This is a genomic window from Brevundimonas sp. (assembly GCF_047617075.1).
In the GTDB taxonomy this organism is placed as follows: domain Bacteria; phylum Pseudomonadota; class Alphaproteobacteria; order Caulobacterales; family Caulobacteraceae; genus Brevundimonas.
In genome coordinates this window covers 20,055-44,859 of record NZ_JBLGCI010000001.1, presented here as the reverse complement: position 1 = coordinate 44,859, position 24,805 = coordinate 20,055, and the positions used below count along the sequence as shown (strand labels likewise).

The 24,805-nt window shown below is 67.7% G+C and carries 30 protein-coding genes, 1 tRNA gene and 1 pseudogene; 19 read left to right on the top strand and 13 right to left on the bottom strand.

All coding sequences use genetic code 11. The annotated features are described in order from the left end of the window. The 4 genes from ACI8U3_RS00255 (at window position 1) to ACI8U3_RS00240 (ending at window position 3,746) form a co-directional block, all read left to right on the top strand. Window positions 1-1,200 carry an NAD(P)/FAD-dependent oxidoreductase gene (locus ACI8U3_RS00255; protein WP_415012856.1) on the top strand — a complete coding sequence of 400 codons (1,200 nt, stop codon included), beginning with the start codon at window positions 1-3 and terminating at the stop codon, window positions 1,198-1,200. Between the two features lie 76 nt (window positions 1,201-1,276). Then, window positions 1,277-2,926 carry a M28 family metallopeptidase gene (locus tag ACI8U3_RS00250; RefSeq protein WP_415012855.1) on the top strand — a complete coding sequence of 550 codons (1,650 nt, stop codon included), beginning with the start codon at window positions 1,277-1,279 and terminating at the stop codon, window positions 2,924-2,926. 33 nt (window positions 2,927-2,959) lie between these two features. Then, on the top strand, window positions 2,960-3,166 hold the full coding sequence (locus tag ACI8U3_RS00245) for a twin transmembrane helix small protein (protein WP_415012854.1): 207 nt from the start codon (window positions 2,960-2,962) through the stop codon (window positions 3,164-3,166). 7 nt (window positions 3,167-3,173) lie between these two features. After that, window positions 3,174-3,746, top strand: a complete 573-nt coding sequence (locus tag ACI8U3_RS00240) for a cob(I)yrinic acid a,c-diamide adenosyltransferase (RefSeq protein WP_415012853.1) — start codon at window positions 3,174-3,176, stop codon at window positions 3,744-3,746. A gap of 10 nt (window positions 3,747-3,756) precedes the next feature. Here ACI8U3_RS00240 and aceB read toward each other — a convergent pair whose 3' ends face one another. The 3 genes from aceB to aceA all read right to left on the bottom strand — a co-directional run bounded on the left by aceB (window position 3,757) and on the right by aceA (window position 7,050). Then, the gene (aceB, locus tag ACI8U3_RS00235; protein WP_415012852.1) at window positions 3,757-5,337 is read right to left on the bottom strand and encodes a malate synthase A; all 1,581 of its coding nucleotides are present in this window, start codon (window positions 5,335-5,337) and stop codon (window positions 3,757-3,759) included. A 208-nt stretch (window positions 5,338-5,545) separates the two neighbouring features. Further along, window positions 5,546-5,755: a hypothetical protein gene (locus tag ACI8U3_RS00230; protein WP_415012851.1), complete on the bottom strand. Its 210-nt coding sequence runs from the start codon at window positions 5,753-5,755 to the stop codon at window positions 5,546-5,548. Window positions 5,756-5,766: 11 nt separating this feature from the next. Beyond that, entirely contained in the window at window positions 5,767-7,050 is a 1,284-nt protein-coding gene (gene aceA, locus ACI8U3_RS00225) for an isocitrate lyase (protein ID WP_415012850.1), read from the bottom strand. Window positions 7,051-7,207: 157 nt separating this feature from the next. Between aceA and ACI8U3_RS00220 the strand changes: the two genes are divergently transcribed. Then, the gene (locus ACI8U3_RS00220) at window positions 7,208-8,611 is read left to right on the top strand and encodes a helix-turn-helix domain-containing protein (RefSeq protein WP_415012849.1); all 1,404 of its coding nucleotides are present in this window, start codon (window positions 7,208-7,210) and stop codon (window positions 8,609-8,611) included. 37 nt (window positions 8,612-8,648) lie between these two features. On the opposite strand, the gene ACI8U3_RS00215 is transcribed toward ACI8U3_RS00220, so the two are convergent. Together ACI8U3_RS00215 and ACI8U3_RS00210 are read right to left on the bottom strand one after the other, a co-directional pair. Then, the gene (locus ACI8U3_RS00215) at window positions 8,649-9,347 is read right to left on the bottom strand and encodes a hypothetical protein (RefSeq protein ID WP_415012848.1); all 699 of its coding nucleotides are present in this window, start codon (window positions 9,345-9,347) and stop codon (window positions 8,649-8,651) included. A gap of 267 nt (window positions 9,348-9,614) precedes the next feature. Next, window positions 9,615-9,956: an Hpt domain-containing protein gene (locus ACI8U3_RS00210; protein ID WP_415012847.1), complete on the bottom strand. Its 342-nt coding sequence runs from the start codon at window positions 9,954-9,956 to the stop codon at window positions 9,615-9,617. Window positions 9,957-10,073: 117 nt separating this feature from the next. On the opposite strand from ACI8U3_RS00210, the gene ACI8U3_RS00205 reads away from it, so the two are divergent. Then, window positions 10,074-10,149 (top strand) — tRNA-Lys (locus ACI8U3_RS00205). Between the two features lie 235 nt (window positions 10,150-10,384). Next, window positions 10,385-10,621: a helix-turn-helix transcriptional regulator gene (locus ACI8U3_RS00200; protein WP_081703410.1), complete on the top strand. Its 237-nt coding sequence runs from the start codon at window positions 10,385-10,387 to the stop codon at window positions 10,619-10,621. A 152-nt stretch (window positions 10,622-10,773) separates the two neighbouring features. Here the strand turns inward: ACI8U3_RS00200 and ACI8U3_RS00195 are convergent, their stop codons facing one another. Then, on the bottom strand, window positions 10,774-11,016 hold the full coding sequence (locus ACI8U3_RS00195) for a helix-turn-helix domain-containing protein (RefSeq protein WP_415012846.1): 243 nt from the start codon (window positions 11,014-11,016) through the stop codon (window positions 10,774-10,776). Window positions 11,017-11,596: 580 nt separating this feature from the next. Here ACI8U3_RS00195 and ACI8U3_RS00190 point away from each other — a divergent pair. The 4 genes and pseudogenes from ACI8U3_RS00190 to ACI8U3_RS00175 form a co-directional block, all read left to right on the top strand. Continuing rightward, window positions 11,597-11,683, top strand: a pseudogene (locus ACI8U3_RS00190) (RNA polymerase sigma factor); the annotation flags it as partial. A 71-nt stretch (window positions 11,684-11,754) separates the two neighbouring features. Next, window positions 11,755-12,135 (top strand): ATPase, T2SS/T4P/T4SS family, encoded by a 381-nt coding sequence (locus tag ACI8U3_RS00185; RefSeq protein ID WP_415013173.1) that lies wholly within the window; start codon window positions 11,755-11,757, stop codon window positions 12,133-12,135. Next, window positions 12,101-13,945, top strand: coding sequence for a type IV secretory system conjugative DNA transfer family protein (locus tag ACI8U3_RS00180; RefSeq protein WP_415012845.1), 1,845 nt, complete (start codon window positions 12,101-12,103; stop codon window positions 13,943-13,945). The genes ACI8U3_RS00185 and ACI8U3_RS00180 overlap by 35 nt, the downstream gene beginning before the upstream one ends. Window positions 13,946-14,040: 95 nt before the next feature. Continuing rightward, complete coding sequence (locus tag ACI8U3_RS00175; protein WP_415012844.1) at window positions 14,041-14,727, top strand: LPD7 domain-containing protein; 687 nt, start codon at window positions 14,041-14,043, stop codon at window positions 14,725-14,727. 297 nt (window positions 14,728-15,024) lie between these two features. Here ACI8U3_RS00175 and ACI8U3_RS00170 read toward each other — a convergent pair whose 3' ends face one another. Continuing rightward, entirely contained in the window at window positions 15,025-15,387 is a 363-nt protein-coding gene (locus ACI8U3_RS00170) for a hypothetical protein (protein ID WP_045318780.1), read from the bottom strand. 216 nt (window positions 15,388-15,603) lie between these two features. Between ACI8U3_RS00170 and copC the strand changes: the two genes are divergently transcribed. The 3 genes from copC to ACI8U3_RS00155 all read left to right on the top strand — a co-directional run bounded on the left by copC (window position 15,604) and on the right by ACI8U3_RS00155 (window position 17,462). Beyond that, a complete protein-coding gene (gene copC, locus ACI8U3_RS00165) occupies window positions 15,604-15,966 on the top strand; it encodes a copper homeostasis periplasmic binding protein CopC (RefSeq protein WP_415012843.1) in 363 nt (120 codons plus the stop codon). Window positions 15,967-15,972: 6 nt separating this feature from the next. Next, complete coding sequence (gene copD, locus ACI8U3_RS00160; RefSeq protein WP_021696582.1) at window positions 15,973-16,905, top strand: copper homeostasis membrane protein CopD; 933 nt, start codon at window positions 15,973-15,975, stop codon at window positions 16,903-16,905. A 74-nt stretch (window positions 16,906-16,979) separates the two neighbouring features. Next, on the top strand, window positions 16,980-17,462 hold the full coding sequence (locus tag ACI8U3_RS00155; protein ID WP_415012842.1) for a DoxX family protein: 483 nt from the start codon (window positions 16,980-16,982) through the stop codon (window positions 17,460-17,462). A 30-nt stretch (window positions 17,463-17,492) separates the two neighbouring features. On the opposite strand, the gene ACI8U3_RS00150 is transcribed toward ACI8U3_RS00155, so the two are convergent. The 4 genes from ACI8U3_RS00150 to ACI8U3_RS00135 form a co-directional block, all read right to left on the bottom strand. Continuing rightward, on the bottom strand, window positions 17,493-18,215 hold the full coding sequence (locus ACI8U3_RS00150) for a PepSY domain-containing protein (protein ID WP_196839255.1): 723 nt from the start codon (window positions 18,213-18,215) through the stop codon (window positions 17,493-17,495). A gap of 14 nt (window positions 18,216-18,229) precedes the next feature. Continuing rightward, window positions 18,230-18,544, bottom strand: coding sequence for a DUF411 domain-containing protein (locus ACI8U3_RS00145; protein WP_021696585.1), 315 nt, complete (start codon window positions 18,542-18,544; stop codon window positions 18,230-18,232). 197 nt (window positions 18,545-18,741) lie between these two features. After that, the gene (locus ACI8U3_RS00140; RefSeq protein WP_045318783.1) at window positions 18,742-19,281 is read right to left on the bottom strand and encodes a YybH family protein; all 540 of its coding nucleotides are present in this window, start codon (window positions 19,279-19,281) and stop codon (window positions 18,742-18,744) included. Between the two features lie 99 nt (window positions 19,282-19,380). Then, complete coding sequence (locus ACI8U3_RS00135; protein ID WP_196839252.1) at window positions 19,381-20,034, bottom strand: DUF2231 domain-containing protein; 654 nt, start codon at window positions 20,032-20,034, stop codon at window positions 19,381-19,383. A gap of 128 nt (window positions 20,035-20,162) precedes the next feature. On the opposite strand from ACI8U3_RS00135, the gene ACI8U3_RS00130 reads away from it, so the two are divergent. From ACI8U3_RS00130 to ACI8U3_RS00110, 5 genes are all read left to right on the top strand, one after another. Beyond that, window positions 20,163-20,432 carry a hypothetical protein gene (locus ACI8U3_RS00130; RefSeq protein WP_415012841.1) on the top strand — a complete coding sequence of 90 codons (270 nt, stop codon included), beginning with the start codon at window positions 20,163-20,165 and terminating at the stop codon, window positions 20,430-20,432. Beyond that, complete coding sequence (locus tag ACI8U3_RS00125; protein ID WP_021696589.1) at window positions 20,429-20,869, top strand: Spy/CpxP family protein refolding chaperone; 441 nt, start codon at window positions 20,429-20,431, stop codon at window positions 20,867-20,869. Before ACI8U3_RS00130 ends, ACI8U3_RS00125 begins: the two co-directional genes overlap by 4 nt. Before the next feature lie 8 nt (window positions 20,870-20,877). Then, on the top strand, window positions 20,878-21,456 hold the full coding sequence (locus ACI8U3_RS00120; RefSeq protein WP_021696590.1) for an RNA polymerase sigma factor: 579 nt from the start codon (window positions 20,878-20,880) through the stop codon (window positions 21,454-21,456). Window positions 21,457-21,679: 223 nt separating this feature from the next. After that, window positions 21,680-21,997 carry a hypothetical protein gene (locus ACI8U3_RS00115; protein WP_021696591.1) on the top strand — a complete coding sequence of 106 codons (318 nt, stop codon included), beginning with the start codon at window positions 21,680-21,682 and terminating at the stop codon, window positions 21,995-21,997. Window positions 21,998-22,025: 28 nt separating this feature from the next. Beyond that, entirely contained in the window at window positions 22,026-22,436 is a 411-nt protein-coding gene (locus ACI8U3_RS00110; protein WP_021696592.1) for a copper resistance CopC family protein, read from the top strand. Between the two features lie 147 nt (window positions 22,437-22,583). Here the strand turns inward: ACI8U3_RS00110 and ACI8U3_RS00105 are convergent, their stop codons facing one another. Next, a complete protein-coding gene (locus ACI8U3_RS00105; protein WP_081703401.1) occupies window positions 22,584-23,153 on the bottom strand; it encodes an HAD family hydrolase in 570 nt (189 codons plus the stop codon). Between the two features lie 260 nt (window positions 23,154-23,413). Further along, window positions 23,414-24,718, bottom strand: a complete 1,305-nt coding sequence (locus ACI8U3_RS00100; protein WP_415012840.1) for a copper resistance protein B — start codon at window positions 24,716-24,718, stop codon at window positions 23,414-23,416. Window positions 24,719-24,805 lie beyond the last annotated feature (87 nt).

Sequence of the window (24,805 nt, the reverse complement as noted above, 5' to 3'; positions counted from 1 at the left end):
GTGGCGCGGGTCACCATCATCGGCGCGGGGCCGGCCGGCCTAATGGCCGCGGAGACCCTTGCCCAGCGCGGCCACGGCGTCACCGTGCTGGAGCGCATGCCCTCGGTCGCGCGCAAGTTTCTGATGGCCGGGCGCGGCGGGTTGAACCTGACCCATTCGGAGCCGATCGCGCCGTTTCTGGGCCGCTATGGCGAGACCGCTGATCGCCTCGCGCCTTTTATCGACGCCTTTCCGCCCGCCGCCCTGACCGCCTGGGCCGAGGGTCTGGGCCAGCCGGTGTTCACCGGAACCAGCGGCCGCATATTTCCCCGCGCCATGAAGGCCTCACCCCTGCTGCGCGCATGGCTGACGCGGCTGGCGGATCAGGGCGTGGAGGTCCGCACTCGCCAGCATTGGCGCGGCTGGGATGACCAGCGGCGCCTGATCGTCGCCGGGCCGGACGGAGAGCGCGCCGAGACGGCCGACGCCGTGGTGCTGGCCCTCGGCGGCGCCAGCTGGCCGCGGCTGGGATCGACCGGCGAATGGGCCGAATGGCTGAGCGCGCGGGGCGTCCCGGTCGCCCCCTTTCGCCCCGCCAACAGCGGCTTTCTGGCTGACTGGAGTCCGGCCTTCATCGCGCGCTTCGCCGGTCAGCCGCTGAAAGGGGCCGCCTTCACCTTCGACGGCCGAACCGTGCGCGGCGACGCCATGATCGCGGCCTACGGCATCGAGGGCGGGGCGATCTACGCCCTGTCCGCCCCCTTGCGCGATGCTGTCCAGCGCGACGGCCGCGCCGTCCTGACCCTCGACCTGAAGCCGGACCTGGCCCTCGCGGCCCTCACTGACCGGCTGGCGCGCCCGCGCGGGTCCCAGTCCCTGTCCAACCATCTGAGAAAGGCCGCCGGCCTGCCCCCCGTCGCCATCGGCCTGCTGCGTGAAACCGGCGACGCCCCGCCGACCGACCCGGCCGCCCTGGCCGCCCGCATCAAGGCCGCGCCCCTGACCCTGACCGGGGTGCAGGGGCTGGAGCGCGCCATCTCCAGCGCGGGCGGGATCGCCTGGGATGCGGTGGACGACCGCCTGATGCTGACCGCCCTGCCCGGCGTGTTCGCAGCCGGCGAGATGCTGGACTGGGAGGCGCCCACCGGCGGCTATCTGCTGCAGGCCTGTTTCGCCACCGGCCGCGCGGCGGGCCTCGGCGCGGCGGACTGGCTGGGCTGAATTCGGCCGCCGGGGTCGACTTCGCCCGTCTCGCCGGGCAGCCTTGGGGCGATCCCTGACCGAGCCCGAGAACCCCATGTCCCTGCGCCGCGCCCTCATTCCCGCACTGTCCGCCGCCATTCTGGCCGCCTGCGCCCAGTCTTCGGACGGCCCCGAAATCGCCGTCGATGCGGATCGCATGAACGATTACGTCCGGGTGCTGGCCTCGGACGAGTTCGAGGGGCGCGGCCCCGCCGGACCCGGCGAACAGCCTACGGTCGACTATCTGGTGGAGCAGTTTCAGGCCCTGGGCCTGCAGCCCGGCGGCCCCGACGGCCAGTGGGTCCAGACCGTGCCCCTCAGCCGCACGACCCAGGACGGCCCCGCCACCATCACCGCCGCCGCCGACGGCTGGACCCGCACGCTGGAGCGCGGCCCCGACATTCTGGTCAGCAGCGACCGCCCCGAAACCCGCATCACCGTCACCGACGCCCCGCTGGTGTTCGTCGGCTACGGCGTCAGCGCGCCCGAGCGCGACTGGGACGACTTCAAGGGCGTGGACCTGACCGGCAAGATCATGGTGGTTCTGGTCAACGATCCGGACTTCGAGGTTCCGGAGGACCACCCCACGGCGGGCCTGTTCGACGGGAACGCCATGACCTTCTATGGCCGCTGGGTCTACAAATTCCAGGAAGCGGCCCGTCAGGGCGCGGCCGGGGTGCTGGTGATCCACGAGGATTCCGGCGCCGGCTATGGCTGGAGCGTACTGCAGAACTCCGCCCCGGCGCCCAAGCTCGACATCGTGCGCGAAGACCCGAACGCCGATCGCGCCCCCTTCCAGGGCTGGATCCAGCGTGAACAGGCCGAGGCCCTGCTGGAACAGGCCGGTCTGGACTTCGATACGCTGAAGGCCGCCGCCCAGCAGCGCGACTTCCAGCCGGTGGAGCTGGACGGCGTCACCCTGTCGGTGGACTTCGGCCAGACCGTGGACCGCATCGAAACGCAGAACGTGGTGGCCCGCGTGGACGGCGCCGACCGCCCGGACGAGACGGTCATCTACGGCGCCCACTGGGACGCCTTCGGCCGCGCCACCCCCGATGCGGACGGAGACGACATCTACAACGGGGCGGTGGACAACGGGACCGGCCTGGCCGCCCTGCTGGAGCTGGCCCGCCTGTTCGCGGAAGGCCCCGAGCCGGAACGCTCGGTGATCTTCATGGCCTGGGCGGCGGAAGAGCCGGGCCTTCTGGGCGCCGAGTACTATGCGGTCAATCCGCTGGCGCCGCTGGAGACCACGGTGGCCAACATCAACATGGACTCCTTCCTGCCCGGCGACGAGATCGACCCGCAGGTCGTCATCATCGGCCCGGGCAAGAGCCAGCTGGACGCCATTCTGGAGCGCCATGTGGAGGCGGCGGGCCGCACGGTGATCCCGGACCCGGCGCCCCACGCCGGCGCCTTCTACCGCTCGGACCACTTCCCCCTGGCGCGCCGGGGCGTGCCCGCCCTGTTCGCGGCGGCGGACTTCACCGGCCACAACGAGGCCAGCCGCGACTATGTGCAGAACCGCTATCACCAGCCGTCCGACGAGTGGGACGAGAGCTGGACCATGGACGCCGCCGCCGCCAATGTTCAGTTGCTGTTCGATGTGGGCGCCGAGCTGGCCAACTCCGACGTCTGGCCCGAATGGACCGAGGGCGACGAGTTCGAGGCGGTGCGTCAGGCCTCCGCGGCGTCGCGTCGCTAGCGCGCGGCTACGTCGGGGCGTAGAACGCAGGTCATGGCAAACCTGTTCGACATCCTGATCCTGCTGGCCATCGGCGCGGTGGCCGTTACCCTGCTCATGGGCATCTATTCGCTGTACCGCGGCGGCGACTTCGCCCGGTCCCATTCCAACAAGCTGATGCGCCTGCGCGTGGCGCTTCAGGCCGTGGCCGTAATCCTGCTGGTGGCGGGCATGTGGTGGAAGACCCAGAACGGAGGCTGATCCGCCCATGGTGGTGCTGAACAAGATCTACACGAAGACCGGCGACGACGGCGCCACCCGCCTGGCCAACGGCGCGCCCACATCCAAGTCCGACCTGCGGGTCGAGGCCTACGGCGCGGTGGACGAACTGAACGCCGTCATCGGCCTGTGCCGCCTGCACACCGCCCAGCATGACCGCATCGACGCCAAGCTGGCCCGCGTCCAGAACGAGCTGTTCGACCTGGGCGCAGACTTGGCCACGCCCCACGACCCGCCGCCCCAGTGGGAGGCCCTGCGCATTGTGGCGTCCCAGGTGGAGCGGCTGGAATCCGAGATCGACGAGATCAACGAAGCCCTGAAACCGCTGGACAGCTTCATTCTGCCCGGCGGGTCGCCCCTGTCGACCCACCTGCACCTGGCCCGCACCGTCTGCCGCCGCGCCGAGCGCGAGGCCGTGCGCCTGGTGGAGTCCGGCCAGACCGTCACCCCCGAGGCGGTGATCTACCTGAACCGCCTGTCCGACCTGCTGTTCGTCGCCAGCCGCCGCGCCAACGTCAACGGCGCCGAGGATGTGCTGTGGAGGCCCGGCGCGACCCGCTGACAGGCCCGACCTAATCCAGCCGCTCGTAGGCCGGCAGCGTCAGAAATTCCTCGCAGGTCTCGGCCAGGCACAGGTCAGTGAACAGGCGCACCGCCTCTTCCAGATGGGACAGATCCTTCGGCATGCGCCGGATCTCGTCCTCGATCAGGGCCCGCACCAGCGCCTCGTCCACCACCCGGCCGTCGTCCAGATGGGCGGCCAGCTTGCGCCACTGCCACACCTGGGTGCGGCTGATTTCGGCGGTGGCGGCGTCCTCCATCAGGTTGAACAGGGGCACCGCGCCGCGTCCGCCCAGCCAAGCCTCGGTGTACAGAATCCCCACGCGGATGTTCTCGCGCAGACCCGCCTCGGTGCGCGGTCCCTGATGGATCTCCAGCAGACGCTCGCGGCCGATCTCCTGACCCGACAGAGGCCGCTCCAGCTGGTTTGAGCCGGGCATCAAACGGTCGAACACCTCCATGGCCACGGGGACCAGATCGGGGTGCGCCACCCAGGTGCCGTCGTGGCCGTTGGACGCCTCCCGCTCCTTGTCCGCCTTGACCTTGGCGAAGGCGGCGGTGTTGGCGGCCTCGTCATTCTTGACCGGAATCTGGGCCGCCATGCCGCCCATGGCGAAGGCGCCGCGCCGGTGGCACGCATCGATCAGCTTCAGGGAATAGGCGTTCAGGAACGCATCGCCCATGACCATGGCCGAGCGGTCCGGCGTCAGGAAGTCAGGGTTGCCGCCCAGCCGCTTGATGGTCGAGAAGATGTAGTCCCAGCGGCCGCAGTTCAGACCGACGATGTGGTCCTTCATGGCGTGCAGGATCTCTTCCATCTCGAAGGCCGCGGTGATGGTCTCGATCAGGATGGTGGCCTTGAAGGTCCCGTGCGGTATCTCCAGCCCGTCCTGCGCCGCGCGGAACACCTCGTCCCACAGGGCCGCCTCCTCCATGGTCTCCAGCTTGGGCAGGTAGAACCACAGGCCTGATCTCGCATTCATCGCCGCCTTGGCGTTGTGGAAGGCGTACAGGCCGAAGTCGAACAGGGCGCCCGACACAGGCTTGCCGTCCACGGTCATGTGCCGCTCCGGCAGGTGCCAGCCGCGCGGGCGAACCTTCAGCACCGCGCGCTTGTCCTTCAACCGGTAAGCCTTGCCGGTCTTCGGATCATCGAACGACAGGGTTCCCGCCCACAGGTCCTTCAGATTGACCTGCCCCTCCACCTGATTGGTCCAGGTGGGGCTGGTGGCGTCTTCGAAGTCGGCCATGAAGACCTTCGCCCCGGAGTTCAGGGCGTTGATGACCATCTTGCGGTCCACCGGGCCCGTGATCTCCACCCGCCGGTCCAGCAGTTCCGCCGGGATCGGCCCGACCCGCCAGTCGCCCTGACGGATATGGGCGGTGTCCGCCCGGAAGTCCGGCGTCTCGCCCACGTCGAACCGCGTCTGCCGCGCGTCCCGCTCGGCCAGCAGCGCCAGCCGCCGGGCGTCGAAACGCCGGTGCAGATCGGCCACGAAGGACAGCGCTTCCGGCGTCAGGATCTCGCCCGCGCGGCCCTCGACGGGGCCGGTGACGCGGATGGCGGGGTCGGTCAGGGTGTCCAGCGGCATGTCGTATCTCTTTCTTCAGCCTCGGCGTCCCCTCTCCCGGTGGGAGAGGGCTGCGCGCAGCGGAATGCGAAGCAGTCCGCTCCTTTGCGCGCAGGGTGAGGGTCCGGTGTTTCCCAGCCGGACCACCCGACCCTCATCCCCCGCGCGCAGAACCTTCTGCTACGCTCAGGTGCGCGGGTCCCCCTTCTCCCATCGGGAGAAGGAGACGCTACTCATATCCGTGCGCGGCCTCGTTGATGACCAGCGGCGGCATGGCGTTGAAGTCCACGGCCACCGGCTGGGGGATGCGCGCCTGATAGGTCTTGATGACATGGGCCATGCGGTGACGCACCTCCCGCTCGGCGGCGCTCTTCCCGTCCAGCGCCAGCGGCGCCAGGCAGAAGTCGATGATGGCGTCGGCGCTTCTGATCTCGGTCATGATGGTGCTCCTTATTCCGCCGCCACGAACTGGGCGGTCTCGGTGGAATCCTTCAGGGCGGTGGTGGACGAGTTCCCCGACGAGATGGTCATGGCCACCTGATCGAAATAGCCGGTGCCCACCTCACGCTGGTGCCGGGTGGCGGTGTAGCCAGCGGCCTCGTTGGCGAACTCGCGCTGCTGCAGCTCGGAATAGGCCGCCATGCCCCGGTCGCGATAACCCTGGGCCAGCTCAAACATGCCGTTGTTCAGGCTGTGGAACCCGGCCAGGGTCACGAACTGGAACTTGTAGCCCATGGCCCCCAGCTCGCGCTGAAATTTGGCGATGGTCGCCTTGTCCAGCTTGGCTTCCCAGTTGAACGAGGGCGAGCAATTGTAGGCCATCAGCTTGCCGGGATGTTCCTTCTGAACCGCCTCGGCGAACCGCTTCGCATCGTCCAGATCCGGATGCGAGGTCTCCCACCACAAGAGGTCGGCGTATTTCGCATAGGCCAGACCGCGCGCGATGCAGTGGTCCAGACCCGTCCCGGCCTTCAGGCGATAGAAGCCCTCCGGCGTGCGGTTCTCGCGGTCGATGAAGGGGTGGTCCCGTTCGTCCACGTCCGAGGTGATCAGCTGGGCGCTCTCCGCGTCGGTGCGCGCCACGGTCAGGGTCGGAACCCCCATGACGTCGGCGGCCAGACGGGCGGCGATCAGGTTGCGCTCGTGGGCCTGGGTGGGGATCAGCACCTTGCCGCCCAGATGGCCGCACTTCTTCTCGGAGGCCAGCTGGTCCTCGAAGTGCACGCCCGCGGCGCCCGCCTCGATGAAGGCCTTCATGATCTCGAAGCTGTTCAGCGGCCCGCCGAAGCCGGCCTCCGCATCCGCCACGATGGGGGCGAACCAGTCCCGCTTCGCCCCGCCCTCGCCGTGCTCGATCTGGTCGGCGCGCTGCAGGGTGCGGTTGATGCGGCGGCACAGCTCCGGCGCCGCATTGGCCGGATACAGCGACTGGTCCGGATACATGGCCGAGGCGGTGTTGGCGTCCGCCGCCACCTGCCAGCCGGACAGATAGATGGCCTTCAGCCCCGCGCGGACCATCTGCATGGCCTGGTTGCCGGTCACGGCCCCCAGCGCATTGATGAAGGGCTCGGTATGCAGCAGCTCCCACAGGCGGTTGGCGCCGCGCTCGGCCAGGGTGTGCTGGATGGGGAAGGAGCCGCGCAGGCGCAGCACCTCCTCGGGGCCATAGGGACGCTCGATCCCGTCGAACCGTCCCTCGGGGGCGCCCGGAACCAGTTCCGCGAAAGTGGTCATGATGTGTCTCCGACAACCGATCTTGCGGCTGCATCGCCGCGTCGCTGGCCAGAAAACACGCTGCCGCCCGGATTGTAACAGCCACACACCCGCCTTTCGCGCTTATTGGTCACATCGTGACTAGCATTATCCAGTCACTTCATGACATCATGACCGAATGAGCGACGACGCCGACCGCAAACTGTTTCTGGGCGGACGCCTCAAGCGGCTGCGGCGCGAACTCGCCCTGTCGCAGACGGCCATGGCCGCGGATCTGGGGGTCTCGCCCAGCTATCTGAACCACATCGAGCGCAACCAGCGCCCCGTCTCGGCTCAGCTCCTGCTGCGGTTGGCGGAAACCTATGACGTGGACCTGCGGGCCTTCGGCGGCCAGACCGGTCCCGGCGGCGAGGCGGCGCTGGCCGAGGTCTTCGCCGACCCCCTGTTCCAGGGCATCCCCATCCCGCGCCACGAGATCCTGCAGCTGGCCGAGGATCTGCCCGGCGCCGCCGACGCGGTGGTGCGCCTGTACCGCGCCCTCTCGCAGGGCCGCCCCGCCGCCCCGGCCGCCGAGACCGCCGGCCCCGCCGACTGGGTCCGCGACCACATTCAGGCCCGCCGCAACCACTTCCCCGAACTGGACCTGATGGGCGAGGCGCTCAGCCATGATCTGGCGCCCGACCCCGCGACGCTTCAGACCGCCGGGCCCGAGGCCCTTATCCGCGAGCGGCTGAAGGCCCGCCACGACATGGGCGTGCGCGTCATGCCCGCCGAGGTGATGGTGGAATGGACCCGCCGCTTCGACCCGCACCGCAAGCGGCTGCTGGTCTCCGAGGTGCTGTCCCCCGCCTCGCGCGCCTTCGCCCTGGCCTATCAGCTGGGCCTGATGGAGCACGGCGGCGAGCTTCAGGCCCTGGTGGATCAGGCCGCCCCGCCGGACGCCGCCTCGGCGCGCCTGCTCAAGGTCTCCCTGGCCAACACCCTGGCCGCCGCCGTCCTGATGCCCTACGGCGCCTTCCAGGCCTTGGCCGAACAGAGCGGCTATGACATGGACCGCCTGTGCGCCCGCTTCGGCGTCTCGTTCGAACAGGCGGCCCACCGGCTGACCACCCTGTCGCGGCCCACGGCGCGCGGCGTGCCCTTCTTCTTCATCCGCGTGGACCGGGCGGGCAATGTGTCCAAGCGCTACGCCTCGTCCGCCTTCCCCTTCGCCCGCTTCGGCGGCGGCTGCCCCCGCTGGCGCCTGCACGACGCCTTCGGCTCCCCCGGCCGGGTCCTGACCCAGATCGTGGAGACCCCCGACGGCCAGCGCTGGTTCACCCTGGCCCGCACGGTGCCGCGACAAGGGACCCACGACCACGACCTGGCCGTGGGTCTGGGCTGCGAGCTCAAGCACGCCCACCGCCTGATCCACGCCCGCGGCCTCAATCTCGACGCCCCCGAGGTCACCGGCATCGGCCCCGCCTGCCGCCTGTGCGACCGACACCCCTGCCCCCAACGCGCCGAACCGCCCCAGGGCCGCCCCCTCACCGTCGACGACTGGGCCAAGTCGGTGAGTCCCTATCCGTTCGCGGCGGGGTAGCGGGGCGCCCCGCCACAGCCCCCGGAAACCCTCCCGATCACTCCGGGCGCGGCATCACGATGGTCCGGGGCGTTTGAAGCGCCTCCAGCGCCGCCCTCTGGGACAGGAACAGGGTCCTGGCCGCCGCCCCCTGCGCACAGGCGTCAAAGCCCGAAAAGGGCAGCACGCGATCCAGATGTTCGATCAGCCCGTCCACGGCGTCGGCGTCCATCCAGTCCGGCGGGCTGTCGCGATCAAGGCGCTCCATATAGGCGGCCACATGCACCGCGTGATGCTGGTCGGGCCGCTGGATGCAGTCGCGCATCAGGGCGTGCAGCGGCGTTTCAGCGGCGTCGGCCGGAAACATCAGCACCGGCACGGCGTACAGGGTCGGGCCCGGCCCCGACCAGTTGTTGACGAAGCCGGCGGTGGCGTAGCCGTCCGCCAGACCCGCCGCCGAGACCCGCACCTGTCGCGCATCGCGAAACACCCCGCCGCCCAGCGGATGGGTGAGGATCAGCCGCCTCTCGTTGCGGCCCTCCAGGATGAAGCCGCCGTCCGCCCCCGTAACCACCGTCGGCGCATCGGCAAGGCCGGCATGGCGCACCTGAGCGCCCTCCACCGGCTGACCCGTTCCGGCATGGATCACCACGCCCCGCGTATCCGGCGCCAGAACCCCGTCGCTTTGGGTGATGCAGGCCGTCAAGCCGAGAGAGGCCACGAGCGCCGCCAGGCTCTTCACCGCCGAACTGATCATCCCGCGCCCCTCGCCGTCACTGGAACCGTCAGCTTATGGCCGCCGCCCCTGACCGCAACACACGGAACCTGTCGGGGCGCCTCGCCCCGAACGCGCCCGGAATTCCCCATTTTCGGCGACCAATCCCGCAGCCCGCCCGTCCCGGCTCTCCGCTGCGCTCCGGCCGGGATGACAAAAGGAGCGGCTCTCCGCTGCGCTCCGGCCGGGATGACAAAAGGAGCGGCTCTCCGCTGAGCTCCGGCCGGGATGACAAGGGCCCCGGCGCGATCAGCCCTTCAGCGACCTCAGCATCAACTCGTGCCGCCACGCCGCCACATCGGCCAGGGCCCGGTCCAGTTCGTTTTGCACCCGGTCCAGCCCGACGCCGTCTCCGGCCTCCGCTTCGGCGCAGGCGCGGGCCAGGTCGCCCGCCCCGATGCCCGCCGCCGCGCCGCGCAGGGTATGGGCCGCGTCGCGCCAGCCGTCGGTCCCGGCCTGAAGCATCGGAGCCCAGATAGCCGCCTGTTCCGCGAACAGGGCCAGCACCTCCTCGGACACCCCGTCGTCGCCGCCGGTGGTCCGCTCCAGCACCGAAAAATCCACCGCCCCGCTCACATCCCGCCTGGCCATCACGCCCTCCGTTCCCGTTCGTCATCATGACCGACGCAAAAGCCTTGCGAAAGCATTCGCGACCTAGTAGGTGGTCCGCCCTTCGCAGGACATGTCCGGCGAGGCGTACGATGGTTCGGGTGATTAGCTCAGTTGGTAGAGCAGCTGACTCTTAATCAGCGGGTCGTAGGTTCGAACCCTACATCACCCACCATCGTTTCCCAATAAAAACAGCAAGTTAAACCTCTCCGGAGGTGCCCTTCCGTTCTAGCTTGGCCGTTTAGAACGGTATTTAGAACGGTGCTTTCGGCTGACGTTCACGGCTTTTAAGAACGAGTGACTTCTTCGTGATGGAGGAAACCGCCCCGCCTTTTCACGGTGCGAATCCCTCGGGTCGCGTCCGCCTGCTGTTCGGGGGATGATGGTCCGAACTGAGACGGAGGTTCGCCGTGAGCGCACGGGTCGGTCAGCGATTTCTACGCACCCCGCAAGCAGGGGAATATCTGGGCCTCTCAAGCCGAACGCTCGAGAAGCACAGAACCTACGGCACGGGGCCCGTGTATCGAAAGCTCGGCGGACGCGTGGTCTACGATCTCGACGACCTTTGCCAATGGGCCGACAGCGGTCTTCGAGCCTCGACATCCGATCCTCATTCCGGTCCGCATCCGGCGTCACCGCGCGCCTAGCCTTGTCATCCGCCCTCATTTAGACTCGTGAATGGCGGGTTCCGGAACGGGTAGGCGCTGGTCTTGAGTCAGGGGACGCTTAGCGTCGACGGCGACCAGGGTCGAAACGCCGGGCTTCATCACAGAAGTTCCTGGCCCGCCCCCTTCCCTCATCATCGTGCTTCGATCAAACCTTGTCGAACAGCCGACGCGACAGCCTCAATTCGCGTTCGAACCTTCAGCTTGGAGCAGACTTTCTCAAGGTAGCTGTCCACCGTGCGCGGCGACAATGAGAGGATGGTCCCAATGTCTGCGGAGCTTTTCCCGCGACACACCCACTGCAGACACTCCTGTTCGCGAGGGCTCAGCGAGGCCGGGGGCAGCTGGGGTTCCGGGTCTTCGGCATTAGCTTCCATGCTACACCAGTGGTTGACTCGGTCCATCCGTACACGGCGGATCGAAGCGCGAGCAACGTCAATGTTTTGCGGCTTTCCCGCAGGTTTCTTGCGGTCCTGCCAACCTTGTCGGACGGTTGAACCCGCAGCCGTCGGCGACTACAGCCCTCCGGTCGGGCGCCGTGAGATAGGCGCGGAGCTGGAGCCGGGGTTCGCCCATGGCGGAGGCAGCGCTGCGCGTCGAAGTATCGGGCCTCGTTTCGCGAGGATTCCAACGCCCGACCCCTCCGCCTTGCGTCAGGATTCCGTTTGATTCATGCTCTAGTGTCGGCGTGCGCGCCGATAGGGGCTTGGAATCCCCTGTGCGAAGTCAAACTCAAACGACGCGCGCCCCGCGCGCTTGTCGCTTGTCGACGGAGAGAGCCCGTGCGTCCGCACGGCGGCGACCCGTCTGATCTCGTCTGCGGATTCCCCGTCCTTCCCTGAAGGTCGGAGAGGTGCGTTGACCGATACCAAAGAGCTGGAACCGGAAGCAGCGGAGGGCCTAAACGGCCTGTATCGCCGCTATGCCGGCTGGCTCGATGGGCGGCTCAGGGCGCACGTGGGCGCCGACCAGGCAGCCGACGTGGTTCAAGAGACTTATCTGCGGGCCGCGCCCTATCGGAGCGCGGACATCCGACACCCCAAGTCTTTCTTGCTGCGGATTGCGCTCAATCTGGTTCGTGACGAGAGCCGGCGCCTGAAACGACAGCACGAGGCATTGGGCGATTTTGGTCAAGAGCAGAGTGGGGCCGCTTCTCAGGCGGAACAGCTGATGCTGAAGCAAATCATCCTTACCATGCCGCCGCTGTATCGGGACATCTTCGTATTGAGCCGCTTTGGCGGTATCTGCGTAACGTCAACTCGGGCCACCCCGGTTCGATCACCACGGTGCACGCGGATTCCGCCGCCCTGGCCTTCGAACAACTCACCCTGCTGGTCCGGGAATCCGAGGGCGGACGCGATCTGCCGCGCGAGGACATCCGCGCCCTGCTCCATCTGCTGGTCGATGTGGTCGTGCAGATGAAGAAGAGCGACGGCCGGTTTCGGATCACGGAGGTCTGGCATGACCCGCTTCGAAAGCGCCGGTCCGGCGACTAGAGCGGCGCTGGTCGCCGCCACCGTCTTGATCGGCCTTGGCTTCATCGCGTTCGGCGCGATGACCGTGGCGCTCATCGGTCTTGGCCGGTTCTCGGGAGACATTGACCCTGCCCGCATTCCCACCTGGTTTTGGTATTACCGGCACGATCCAGAGGTGCGTCGTTGGTTGACCATCGGCGCCGGCTCGACGGCGCTGGCCGCCCTGATGATCGGGGCCGGCGCCCTGCTCAACCGCCGACGTACCTTGCACGGTGCCGCGCGCTGGGCGTCGGCCTCGGAACAACGCCGCGCGGGCCTGCGCGCCCGCCAGGGCTTGATCCTCGGCCGCTCCGGCGACGGCCTCCTGATCGCCGACGGTCCCGACCATGTCATGCTCTATGCGCCCACGCGCACCGGCAAGGGCGTCGGGGTCGTCATCCCCAACCTGCTCGCCTGGCCCGGCTCCACGGTCGTGTTGGACATCAAACGTGAGAATTTCGCGGCGACCGCCGGCTATCGCGCCGAGGCGGGCCAGCGGGTCCTGTTGTTCGATCCGTTGGCGGCAGACGGTCGGACGGCACGCTTCAACCCGCTAGGTCACATCGACCGGACCGATTCCGTCGCGGTGGTGGACGAACTTCAGCGCATGGCGTCGATGCTGTTCGTCGGCAGCGAACACTCTGACCCATTCTGGTCGGAGGCGGCCCGGACCGGCTTCATCGGCGTCGGCGCCTTCGTGGCCGAGACGCCGACGCTGCCGTTCACCCTGGGCGAGATGTTCCGGCAACTAACTCAAGCCGATCCCCGTGGGCGCTTCCCCGGGCTGATCCGACGTCGGCGCGACGAGGGATCGCCGCTATCGCCCGGCTGCGTCTCCGCGTTGAGCGACTTTTGCTCCTCCAGCGAAAACACCTTCGCCTCGATCCGCCAGACGATCACCACCCGGATGGGCCTCTGGCTCAATCCAGCCGTCGATGCCGCAACCAGTACAAGCGATTTCGATCTGCGGGATCTGCGCCGAGGGCGCGTATCGCTTTATCTCGGCGCATCGCCGGACAATATGCTGCGTGTCGCGCCCCTCTATGGACTGCTGTTCCAGCAACTCGTCGATCTGAACAGCCGAACCCTGCCCGGCCCGTCGGATCGGCCCGTTCTGGTTTTGCTGGACGAGTTCGCCCGATTGGGTCCGGCGCCCGTACTGGCCCACGCCTTCGCCTGGGCCGCCGGCTACGGCCTGCGGCTGCTGCCGGTGATCCAGAGCCCGGCTCAGCTCCGCGCGCTTTACGGCCCCGATGTCACCGAAGAGATTCTGACCAACTGCGGCCTCGAGATCGTCTTCGCGCCCAAGGAACTGAAGGTCGCCCAGGACCTCAGCGAGCGGCTCGGCTATTACACCTATCGCGCTCGAAGCCGCAGTCGGCCGAGCGGGCTCGCCGCGGGACGGCGAAGCCTGACGGACTCCGACCAGCGCCGCGCCCTGATGCTGCCGCAAGAACTGATGCAGATGCACGCTGACAGGCTCATCGTGCTGAAGGCCGGGCTGCCGCCGGTCCGCGCCCGCAAGATCGTCTATTACCGTGAACGGGCGTTCGTGGACCGCCTTCGGCCCGCTCCGGTGGTGTCGCCCACGCCTCGGTCTGCGACGCCGCCCCCGTCGTCGCTAGCGGAGCCCGAGTTGGACTTCGACAGCCTTGCCCTGGCTCTCGCCGCCGAAGGGCTCGCTCCGCCGCCGGTCGACGCATCCGAGGGCGCCTTCGGCGACTGGATCGATCGGATGATCGACACCGCCGCCCCACCGGCCGCCGACCTCGTGGAGGCGCGCGACCGCTGATGGCGACCCAGCAACAACCGAGCCCCGATCAGAACCGGCTTGCTCCGACGTCCGGTCCTGGCGCGCACCGCCCGCGCTCGACGGCGAAGGGCGACATGCCCGCCGCCGTGCTTGACCGCTATCTGGTTGAGCGCGACCGACAGGGCCGCGCCGAGCGGTTCTTCCGCGACCACAGGGCCAGGGAGCCGATGTTTCGCGACAAGGGGCGATCCCTGGTCGCCTCGCAGGCCTATCCGGACGCCGTGGCCGACATGCTCAAGGTGGCCCAGCATCGGGGCTGGTCGAAAATCCGGGTCGCGGGGGACGAGTCGTTCCGGCGAGAGGTCTGGGTCCAGGCCAAGTCGCTCGGCATGGACGTTACCGGATACCGCCCGAGACAGCGAGACCGCCAAGCTGGCGGCGAGGTCCAGGAGCGCCAGCAGGAAACGGCTCCCGCTCGCGTCCAGGTCGGGCGAACCGTGGACGATCGGGTGAAGATCGCTTCCGCCGTCATTCGCACGCTGGTCACCGATCCGCAGGCGCAGGGCCGGTTGATCGAGCGGGCCTGGACCCGGGCGACGGCGCATCTGGAGCGGATTCGTCGGGCACCGGACATGGGTCTGTGCGGCAGAGAGATCAGAACCGCGACCGCTGAAACGGTAGGTCCGGAAGGTTTCCGGCGGCGACGCCCTCGCCGCCGGAAGCCTGAACACTCGCTCCAGAGGAACGCTTCGCCTAGCCTTGGGGCGCTGGTTCCGGCGTGGCTGAGGCCTCATCGGACGGTTCAGCCGACGGCGCCGTAGGTTCTTGGGCCGGTCTCATGTCGTCACAGCATTTCATCTCGGCGTCAGCCGCCATATCCTTGCAGCATTCGCAAGCTTCGGCGGCGAGAGCCGCGCCAGCGCTCAGCGTCAGGATCGCGCCGGCGGCCGCCAGCAGGTTGGAAATTTTCATCGTCATTCTCCTAGTGAACCATGGATGGTCATGAAATTCCTCGAAACCGTCGTACCCCCCGTATGGGCGGATATCGGCCACGAGCTAAATTGATCGGCGGTCGCCGCGTAACGGCGCGCACGGCCTCCCAAGCAGCGGAAGCCGTTCTACGACAGCCGTTTTGGCGGATTCTTGTGTGGAAGCGGGCCAGCGCCCTCTCGCACGACATCGACGGCGTCGAACCTGATCCCCCGCCGCGCGGACGGGCGTTGGACAGTCGGCGCCGGCGGCAGGGGCGCCGCAACGGCGGCGCAGCCCATCTTGGCGATGCAATCGGGCGTCATCTCGTCGCAGGGGCTCATCGCCTTGCCGGAAGACTCGTCCTCCATCACCATCATTAGGGCGCAGTCCATCTCCGCCATGCCACCCGTCGATGCGAACACCTGCAACGGGGTGGCGTGCGCCGACGACTGCCCGATAAAGCCGGCCACTGCCAAGGCGAACAGAACGGTGCGAACGATATTCCACATGCCCTTCCATCCCACCCCTGCCGACGCGGAGTCAAACGACCGATCTTGCCTGCGTCAGGCCCTCGCGCGGCCAATGGGTGCCGATTGCCTTGCACCGCATCCCATTCCGGACAGCGCCGACCCGGGGTGAGTTTGCGTCAGCCGAAGGTCGGATGAGGGATTGAGCCCCGGCGCCCGTATATATCGTTGAACCCCTTTGGTTTCGGAGTATCCAGAATGACCCCTCGCAAGATCCTTTCCCTCGTCGGCGCGGCCAGCGCTCTGCTGCTGGTCGCCACCCAGGCCGAGGCCCATGCCCGCGTCGTCTCCTCCACGCCGGCGGCAACCGCGACCATCGCTTCTCCCCGGGCGCTCACGGTGACCTTCAGCGAGCGCGTGGTCCCGGCCTTCTCGGGCCTTGAGGTCGTCAACGCGGCGGGGGCCAAATTCGCCGTGACCACCACCGTCTCCGAGGACGGCAAGACCATCTCAGGGCGGACGGCCCGCCCGCTCGCCGCCGGCGCCTACAATCTCAACTGGCGCGCGGCGTCGGCTGATGGTCACCGCATGACCGGCGTTATCGCCTTCACCGTGCGCTGAGCCTTCGTGCTCGACAGCCTGGTCATTCTGCTCCGGCTCGCTCAGTACGGGGGCGCTGTCGTCCTTCTGGGAACGCCGCTGTTCCTCATCTATGGACTGCGCGCGTCGGACGGGGTGGCACTCGGTTGGCCGAGGCCGCTGCTGATCGCCGCCTCGGCCGTTGTCGCCCTGAGCTCGGCCGCAGCGCTCGGGGCCCAGACTTCGGTGATGGCGGGCTCGATCGCCGAGGGTCTCAAACCCGCTTCCCTGGGTTTCATGATCACCGGCACGAGCCTAGGGCCGGCCTTCCTGGCCCGCGCCTTGGTCGCTGCGGCCGCTCTGGTCCTCCTTGTGCTGGCCAAGCCTTCCCGACCGGTCTGGATCGTCGTCGCCTTGGCCGGGCTCGTCGTGAGCGCCAGTTTCGCTTGGACGGGGCACGGCGCGGCCACGGAGGGGCCGGGAGGTCTCGTTCACCTGACGGCGGCCATACTGCACAGCTGGGGGGCCGCAGTCTGGCTCGGCGCGCTCGCGGCCCTGCTGATCCTGACGGTCCGCCACCGTCCCGCCCCAGCCGCTGACCGGATCCTTCACCAGGCGCTTCACGGCTTCGCAGGCGTGGGGACCGCGTCGGTCGCCGTCCTGGTGCTGAGCGGCCTGGTCAACAGCTGGTTCCTGATCGGACCTGACCGACTCTCTGGTCTTCTCACCACGCCCTACGGCCTGCTGCTGACGGGCAAGCTTGTCATCTTCGTGCTCATGCTGGTCCTGGCCGCAGCAAATCGCTTCCACCTAACCCCGGATCTCGCCCGCGTCCTCGATGATCCCGAGGATCTTCGGGTCGCGGTGGGACGTCTGAAGCGCAGCCTGATCATGGAAACTCTGCTGGCCCTAGCGCTTCTCGTGCTCGTTGCGGTTATGGGCACCTTAGCGCCTGTCTCTGCAATGGACATGACGATGTAGCCGTCAGGTTCTGAAATGGGTGCAAAGAAGCCTCGAAACCGCACGAAGACCCAGAAACGTTTCTCGAAGCCGTCGTGCGCCGCCGGTCCATCGGACCCGGGGTCCTGGCGTGTCCTTTTGCACCCGGTATTGTGAGGCGACATATCGGTTCCCTGGCAAAAACCATCGCCAAGGCCCTTCTGGCCGCCGCGTTTGTGATGGCAGGCATCCTCCAGCTGACAGCGCCAGAACCGTTCCTGGCGATCACACCCGACTGGGTGGTCTGGCCGCAAACGGTGATCCGCGTCACGGGCCTGCTGGAGATACTGGGCGCGAGCGCCCTGTACGTCCCGCGCCTGCGTCGCGCGGCCGGACTGGCCTTGGCCGCGTATGCGATCTGCGTCTTCCCGGCCAACATCAAGCACGCCATGGACTCGGCCGCTGAGGCCAGCGCCTTCCCAGGTTGGTGGTATCATGGCCCTCGGCTAGCGCTTCAGCCGATCATCGTCTGGTGGGCACTCTGGTGCTCTGGCGTGATCGACTGGCCCTTCCATGGCCGCCGCAAATCACCCGACTGATTGGTCCAGGCCGTCGAGACAGGCACAGACTCAGCGTTTGGATCCCCTGGACGCGCGCGCCGTCTTCAGGTCCCGCGAAATCCTTATCCACAACAGGATGAACCCTGACACGACGATGCTCAGCGTCAACGCCGTGGTGATGATGATCAAGGGGTGATTGAAATCCTCGCCATCGTTCCAGTCCATGACATGGAGACGCCAGAAGAAGTCGAAGATCCGCCAGACGCCCGACCGGCGTGTCACCACCTCGCCGGTCGCCGGCGACAGGTAGAAACTGGTCTTTTCGCGGTCGGCGAAGTCCACCCGCCACAACGGCCCGGTTTGTCCGGTCTCCTGGGGCGCGGTGTTCAGGAACACGGCTTCCGACACCCCCGCCTCGCCCCTGTAAGCGCGCCTGGCGAAGCCCGTGGCCTGGGCGGTCGACATCGGTCCGAACGGCCGACCTGTCGCAGCCGACACGATGACCGGCTCGCCCGCCGCCGGTGTCAGGGTCCACGCCGGGCCCCGCGGCGTTGTGCGCAACTCCGCCTGGACCGGCGCGACGCCCGCGCGGCGGGCGATCTCGCCGAGGGCCGGAAGGGCGCCGAGCTCCAGCGGCACCGGGTTGAGTTCAGCCGCGCGATGCTCGCCGCGCACCGTCTCGATCGGGATGGCCGTCATCACCAGACCGCCGCCGACCCAGAACAGCACTTGAAGACCGACGACGAGCGCGATCCATTTATGCAGTTGGGTGGAGAGCCTGAGAACCTTCATGCCCGCGCCTCCGCCTAGCCGTGACGCGCGAAGACGCGCGTGCCGCCGCCCTTGAGGATCAGCAGGGTTTCATAAGGCTCCCGCTGGCCGTCGGGCGTCTCCATGCCGGGAGACCCCAGCGGCATCGCCGGCACCGCCAGACCCAGGGCGTCGGGACGCTCCGCAAGCAGCCGGCGCACGTCCTCGGCTGGTACATGGCCCTCCAGGACATATCCCCCGATCACGGCCGTATGACAGGAGGCTACAGACGCGGGAACGCCTTCGGCGCCGCGAACTGTGCCAGGGTCGCTCACCTCGGTGATTTGCGCCTGAAAGCCCGCCGCTGTCATGTGCTCAACCCACGCGCCGCAGCAGCCGCAGGTGGGCGATTTGTAGACGGCGAGGTCAGATGAAGGATGCAAGGTTTGCGAGCAGGCTGCGGCTGCCGAGGCGCTGACTCCAATGATCAGAAGAGAGCGGCGCGAAAGCGACATTATCATTGGCTCGTTACTCTGGTGATTGAGAGGCGGGGTAACCCGGTTGGGCGTCAAGTCGCCCGACGCAAGGGCCGAGCCGAAGAGTGATAGATGTCGAACCTCCACTCGTCGCCCCGCTTGCGCAGGACGCTTGTGGCGACGCCGCGGCGCTCGATCGGTTCGCGCGCCGTGTCCTTGAAGGTGATGTGATAGGTGTAGGTCTCGCTCACGAATGCGGTATCGCCGTCGATCTCCACAGTCATCTCGTGGTTACGAAACTCGAAACCCGCCAGATCGGTGAACTCGGGTCCGAGATGGTGCTCGAGATAATAGGCGAACGTCCCCTCGACGCCGCCGTTCTCGAAAATCGCCGAGTCCTCCCAGAACAGAGCCGTGGTCTGTGACACGTCCATCCGAATAATGGCGTCCTTGTAGGCGGTGACGACGGTTCGGACCTGCGCCTCGTCAGCGGTTTGCGCATGACCGGGGGCGTGTGCCGAGCCTGGAGTGTGTGTCGAGCCGGGGGCGTGAGAGTGGGGCGCCTGGGCCTGGGCAGAGGTAGCGAGGATGGCGGCGAGCGCCGATCCGGCGAGTGCTGAACGAAACGACATGGATCAAGCTCCTGGTTAGCCGCGGCCGCGAAAGCGTCCTGGTCCGGCCGAAGTGGATCGAAAACAATGTGGCTGGACGGCGAGCGTCCTTGGGGACCGTCAGAACATCAGATGTCTCATGCCGTGAGTCAGCATCCCGCCCAGCAGGCCGTTGACCATCACGGCGGCGGCGGTGAGCGTCAATAGGCCGATGTAGATCATCTCACGCCCGCGCCCCGGTCGGCGGACCCAGTGTTCCTTCGCCCACCAGCAGAGCAGGCCCAGAAGGGCGATCGAGGTGCCGAGCCACCGGTGATAGGCGTGGGTCGCGTCGTCCTTGCCGGGAAGCCCCATGGCGAACCACCCCAGCGCCACCGCGACGATCGAGGAGATCGCCGCCAGAGCGATGATGACGCGGGTGCCCTGGGTCAGGACCGGCCGACGCAACGTCAGAGCAGCGATCTCGAGAAGGGCGGCGACGAGGAACAGTGCGATAGGGAAATGCACCGCCGCCGGATGCATGGCGCCGAACCAGCGATACAAACGCTGGGGCATGGGCCTGGGACTCTCGTCTGCCATCATGGCGCCGTGGTCCATGTCTTGGGCCATGTCCGGCATGGCCATCATCCCCCCCTCCGGCACGGCGCCGGCCGGGGCAGCGGCCTGGACGCGGGCCGCAGCCTGCTTGTCATGGTCCTCGTGCGCGATTGCCGGCGCGCTGACCGACAGCGCCAGCACCAGGGCGAGACCCGACAGAAATCTACGCAGCGCCATGGCCCTCTCCAATCCTGTCCCTTCTGCTATCTACGCGCCGCAAAGCCCGTCCCCTCGCTCGAGGGATTTGGCGCGTTTCGGCGTAATAGGGATTAGGGGCGCAAGGAGAATGTTCGATGATGCGTAATTTGGATGATCTTCTGGTGCGGTGGGCGGCGATGCCCGTCGATAGGTCGCTCGACGGACTGGAGCCCATCATCTGGCGCCGAGTCGATGTTTTAAGGGGGGAGCGCCTCGTCGCGCAGCTTCGGTTCGGGGCTGTGGCCATGGCCCTGGCGACCGGCCTTACCGCAGGCGGCGTCGGCGCTGTCGCCGCGCCACGACCGCCCGGCGAAATGGCCATCTTCACGGTTGATGCGGGCCTGTCGCTCCTGGTGCGCCTGGAAACCGGCCGATGATGCGCGGCTGGCGGGCGATCGTCCTGACGGCCGTGCTGGCCGCAGTCGCAGGCGGCGCGGGCACCTGGATCAGCGCCAGCTGGGTGCTGAGCCGGCGCGAACCGCCGTCGCTGCACGACATCGTGCACAATGGCCTCACGCTCTCATCCGACCAATTGACCCGCATCGAGGCGGTCGAAGCCCGGTTCGCGGCCCGCCGGCCTGCGCTCGAAGCCGACGTCCGCGCGGCGAACCGAGAATTGGCGCGCGCCATTGAACAGAGCGATGGCGACGGGCCCCAGGTCCAAGCCGCAGTGGACCATTTTCACGTCGCGATGGGCGCCCTCCAGAAGGAGACGATCGCCCACGTGTTCGAGATGCGATCGGTGCTGACGCCGGCCCAGGCCGAGGTCTTCGACGACCGCATCGTCGCGGCTCTCGCGCCCGACGAAAACTAGCGGTCCGGGTGGAGAGTCCAACGGACCTGTCAGCCCGCGCCGCCGGCGGCGACCGGGCGGCCTTCAGCGAGTTGATGCGGCAGACCAAGACGGCGCTGTTCCGCTTCGTCCGGCGCTATGTCGGCGACGAGCAGGAGGCATGGGATCTGTTACAGGAGACCTATGCGGCGGCTTGGATCAACATCCACCGCTACGATCCGATGCGGCCCTTCGAGGCCTGGATCCGGACCATCGCGCTCAACAAATGCAGGGACTGGAGCCGCCGTCGCGCCGTCCGGCGGCTCATCCGGGGCGGCGTCGATCTGTCTTCGCCGGAAGCCATGGCCGTGCCGGACGTGGCCGAGTCGGCGGACGAGAGGATGGAGGCCGGCGAGCGGCTCGCCCGGCTGAACGAGGCGATGAGCCGTTTACCCCCTCACCTCAAGGCTCCGCTTCTGCTCACGGCGATCGAGGGCCGCAGTCAGGCGGAAACGGCTGGAATGCTCGGGATCTCCATCAAGGCCGTCGAGACCCGCGTGGCGCGCGCCCGCCGCAAACTTTCCGACGCCTTGGGGGACACGAGCGCCGTCCGGACCATTCTGGAGTGACCGGTCCGCTGTCCCCGGGACCGTCATCGGCGTCCGGCCATATGCTCGCGCCGGACCGAGCGCCAGTCGATCGACATGGTCGGCGAGGGCTGCGGCGCGCGCCCGCGTAATCAAGTATAAGACGTCGCCCGCTCCCGCGGGTGGCCCAACAAGGCCGAATTCCTTTTGACCTAGGCGTCGCCAAAGGCGACCCGACCGTCACCCCTTTCTGAGGAGCCGTTACATGAGAACCTTGATCCTCACCGCCGCTGCGGCGGTCACCCTGGGCGCCTGCCAGCAAGCCGCCGAGCCTCAGCCTGTCGACGCCCAGACTGCGCCGGACGCCTCGGCGACGACCCCGATGGACGCCGCGCCGGTCGTCACGCCCGAGCCGACCCCGCAGCCGCAGACCGCCGAGTCGGCGCCCGCGACCCCGCGTGCCCCGGCGCCCCGACCGGCCCGGCCAGCGCCAGCGCCCGTTCCGACGCCGCCGCCCGCCGATCCGATGGCCGGCCATGACATGTCGAAGATGGACGACATGACCATGCCGCCCAACCAATAGTTCCGCGTAAGTATCAGGAGTTTTTCCCATGAACCGTTCAATTCTCGCCGGCTTCGCTATCTTGGCGGCGCTGGCTCCCGTCTCCCTCGCCCACGCCCAGAGCCAGCCGCACGCGGGCATGTCGGCGCAGGAGCACGCTGCAATGCAGGCACCGGCCAACGGCGTCGTGACGACCCCGGCGGACAACGCCATGCTGTCCGCCGCCCCGACCGCTTTCTCGGCGACCTTCCCGCACGCCATGGTCCTGACGTCGCTTCGCCTGACCGGCGGGCCTTCGGGGCAGGCGGTCGATGTGGCCGTGTCGGCGGATGCTGCGCCTGCGACCATGGTCAGGGCGCCGCTTCCCACCATGGCGCCCGGCTCCTACACCGCCGCCTGGGCAGCGAATGGCCCCGACGGCCACGAGATGAATGGCGTCGTTCGTTTCATGGTTCACTGAGGCGGCGGCCTCTCGCCTCCTGAGGGCCCAAACAGATGTGAAGGAACGCCGCGCGGCGTTCCTTTTTGACCAATCGGATCATCGGCCTCCTGACCTCTGATCATCGGTCGATTGCAAGCGGCGGTGAGATCGCGCGTGTGGCGGTCTTCATCCACGCTGGCTCTGGGGGCCGGGACCAGCCGTTCGCCCAGGCCCGCCAAGGTCCGGACCACGATATCGGCGTCGCCGGAACGGCCCCTTACCCTTGGCCCGCCTCCGGATCGTATAGGATAGTAAAACAGCCCAGAGCCTTGGACGGACGATGTCCCTTTCGGGGTTGCCGCCGATCACGCAGACTTTGCGGGGCTCACCCGCCAGGGGGCAAAACGCCCGTCTGAACGCGGCGGGGCAGGTCTTTCCGATACCGACTTCGCCCTCGATCCAGATGTGATCGAAATAGGATTCGGGACCGAACCGCTTGATCTTGGCGAGCTGCAACGGACCGGAGCCGTTGGTGAGAAGCGCGAAACGATGTCCCGCGTTCCGCAACTCAACCAGCAGCGCCTCCGCCCCGACCTCGAGCCGTATGTCTTGGTCTCGCTGCTGGCTGAAGGCGTGAGCGAGGCGCTCGGCCACCTCCGTCAGCGGTGCGGGATATCCCTCCCGGTCAAGCGCCTTTGAAGGCGGCGGCGGCGATGCGGCGGGCGGCGCGGCCCCGGCGGTGACTGTTCGGGTCACGCCAGAACGCTTCGCCGGCTTGGTTCAGGGCCTGTGCCGCGATGTCTGGCGCCAAGTCTCCAAGCTCGGCTTGCAACGCCAAGCAAACGCTCCGCTACGCCTAATCCGGCCTGCGGTAAGCCGAGATCAGCGTATCATCCATATCGATGACCACGACCGACGACGCCGCCCTGCGGGCGGGCGCCGGGCTGATCTTGCGAGCGGTCCGGAAGGGCCTGCGATAGCTTCAGGTCGGATGAGGTTTGCCGCCCTCAACCCCGCTAAAACCACGTCCGGATACCGACGACGAACCGCGTGTCTTCAGAACTTCGCCCATCGGCTTCGAGGAAGTCCGCCGTATTGCCGAAGCTCTTCGTCCATTCCAAGCCGACATAAGGGGCGAACTCCTTGCGGAACTCATACCGCAACCGAGCCCCCACCTGGAGCGACGACAGGCCGGACCCGACTCGAAGCTCGGGAATGTCCTCGGCTGACAACACCACTTCAGCGCGCGGCTGCACGATCCAGCGATTGGTGATTCGCTGATCGTATTCGGCCTCCGCCCTCGCCGTCAGCTCGCCCTTGGTGGACAGGAAGGCGGCTGCATCGACTTCGAACCAATAGGGTGCCAGCCCCTGGATACCGACGACCAGATCAGTCCGGTCGCCTCCGTCGGGGCGATAAGTCTGGCGCACTCCGGTTTGGAAATCGAAGAAAGGTCTGATGGCGCGGCTGTACAAGGCCTGAAGCTCGGCCTCCTCCAACCCGCCATCGAACTCACCCTCCCCTTCCGATTTCCACCAGAAGCGATTGATGTCTCCGCCCGTCCAACCCTGAACATCGAAGCCGTATGCCTCCTCGCCATCCGAGGAGCTCGCTTCCAATTGGTCGATGATGACGGAACTGGCGCGCACCTCGCCGTTCTCGATCCGAAGCTGCTCCCTCGACGCCGCCATCTCAGCCGGATCGAACAACAGATCGGCGGCATGCGTGGGACCAGAGGTCGCGGCCAACGGGACCGGCATCTCCGGGGGGCGCCCCGGGGTGTCGGCGCTCGTCGGCACGTCGGGGGGAATTGCCATCCCTAACATGTCGTGGCCGGCATGGGGATCCGCTTGTCCCGGCTGGGGCTGGCCCATCGCCGACATGTCGTGGCCTGCGTGCGGATCGGCCTGGCCAGTCGCGGGCCTCGGTTCCGATGGCATCGTGGACATGTCATGGCCGGCATGGGGATCCGCCTGCGCCGGCTGGGCTTGGCCCATCGCGGACATGTCGTGGCCTGCGTGCGGATCGACCTGTCCTGTCGCGGGCATCGATTCCGCTGGCATCGTGGACATGTCATGGCCGGCATGGGGATCCGGTTGCCTCGGCTCAGGCTGGCCCATCGCGGACATGTCGTGGCCTGCGTGCGGATCGCCCTGTCCGGCCGCGGGCATCATCGATCCCGCCGGCATCGTGGACATGTCATGGCCGGCATGGGGATCCGCCTGCGCCGGCTGGGCTTGGCCCATCGCGGACATGTCGTGGCCTGCGTGCGGATCGACCTGTCCTGTCGCGGGCATCGATCCCGACGGCATCGCGGACATGTCATGGCCGGCGTGAGGATCTGCGGCGGGCTGAACGCGTTCGGGAACGGCTCCCACAGGACAAATGGGAGCCCCGGTCGCGCTGAC

Bases quoted from the DNA above. Each gene is read 5' to 3' on its own strand.
- ACI8U3_RS00215 (WP_415012848.1), bottom strand. From the start codon at position 9,347: ATGATCAGTTCGGCGGTGAAGAGCCTGGCGGCGCTCGTGGCCTCTCTC.
- ACI8U3_RS00100 (WP_415012840.1), bottom strand. From the start codon at position 24,718: ATGTCCGCGATGCCGTCGGGATCGATGCCCGCGACAGGACAGGTCGAT.
- ACI8U3_RS00220 (WP_415012849.1), top strand. From the start codon at position 7,208: ATGAGCGACGACGCCGACCGCAAACTGTTTCTGGGCGGACGCCTCAAG.
- ACI8U3_RS00175 (WP_415012844.1), top strand. From the start codon at position 14,041: ATGCCCGCCGCCGTGCTTGACCGCTATCTGGTTGAGCGCGACCGACAG.
- aceA (WP_415012850.1), bottom strand. From the start codon at position 7,050: ATGACCACTTTCGCGGAACTGGTTCCGGGCGCCCCCGAGGGACGGTTC.
- ACI8U3_RS00125 (WP_021696589.1), top strand. From the start codon at position 20,429: ATGATGCGCGGCTGGCGGGCGATCGTCCTGACGGCCGTGCTGGCCGCA.
- ACI8U3_RS00195 (WP_415012846.1), bottom strand. From the start codon at position 11,016: ATGGAAGCTAATGCCGAAGACCCGGAACCCCAGCTGCCCCCGGCCTCG.
- ACI8U3_RS00110 (WP_021696592.1), top strand. From the start codon at position 22,026: ATGAACCGTTCAATTCTCGCCGGCTTCGCTATCTTGGCGGCGCTGGCT.
- ACI8U3_RS00145 (WP_021696585.1), bottom strand. From the start codon at position 18,544: ATGACAGCGGCGGGCTTTCAGGCGCAAATCACCGAGGTGAGCGACCCT.
- ACI8U3_RS00230 (WP_415012851.1), bottom strand. From the start codon at position 5,755: ATGACCGAGATCAGAAGCGCCGACGCCATCATCGACTTCTGCCTGGCG.
- ACI8U3_RS00150 (WP_196839255.1), bottom strand. From the start codon at position 18,215: ATGAAGGTTCTCAGGCTCTCCACCCAACTGCATAAATGGATCGCGCTC.
- copC (WP_415012843.1), top strand. From the start codon at position 15,604: ATGACCCCTCGCAAGATCCTTTCCCTCGTCGGCGCGGCCAGCGCTCTG.
- ACI8U3_RS00140 (WP_045318783.1), bottom strand. From the start codon at position 19,281: ATGTCGTTTCGTTCAGCACTCGCCGGATCGGCGCTCGCCGCCATCCTC.
- ACI8U3_RS00135 (WP_196839252.1), bottom strand. From the start codon at position 20,034: ATGGCGCTGCGTAGATTTCTGTCGGGTCTCGCCCTGGTGCTGGCGCTG.
- ACI8U3_RS00170 (WP_045318780.1), bottom strand. From the start codon at position 15,387: ATGTGGAATATCGTTCGCACCGTTCTGTTCGCCTTGGCAGTGGCCGGC.
- ACI8U3_RS00245 (WP_415012854.1), top strand. From the start codon at position 2,960: ATGGCAAACCTGTTCGACATCCTGATCCTGCTGGCCATCGGCGCGGTG.
- ACI8U3_RS00210 (WP_415012847.1), bottom strand. From the start codon at position 9,956: ATGGCCAGGCGGGATGTGAGCGGGGCGGTGGATTTTTCGGTGCTGGAG.
- ACI8U3_RS00180 (WP_415012845.1), top strand. From the start codon at position 12,101: ATGACCCGCTTCGAAAGCGCCGGTCCGGCGACTAGAGCGGCGCTGGTC.
- ACI8U3_RS00115 (WP_021696591.1), top strand. From the start codon at position 21,680: ATGAGAACCTTGATCCTCACCGCCGCTGCGGCGGTCACCCTGGGCGCC.
- aceB (WP_415012852.1), bottom strand. From the start codon at position 5,337: ATGCCGCTGGACACCCTGACCGACCCCGCCATCCGCGTCACCGGCCCC.
- ACI8U3_RS00240 (WP_415012853.1), top strand. From the start codon at position 3,174: ATGGTGGTGCTGAACAAGATCTACACGAAGACCGGCGACGACGGCGCC.
- ACI8U3_RS00250 (WP_415012855.1), top strand. From the start codon at position 1,277: ATGTCCCTGCGCCGCGCCCTCATTCCCGCACTGTCCGCCGCCATTCTG.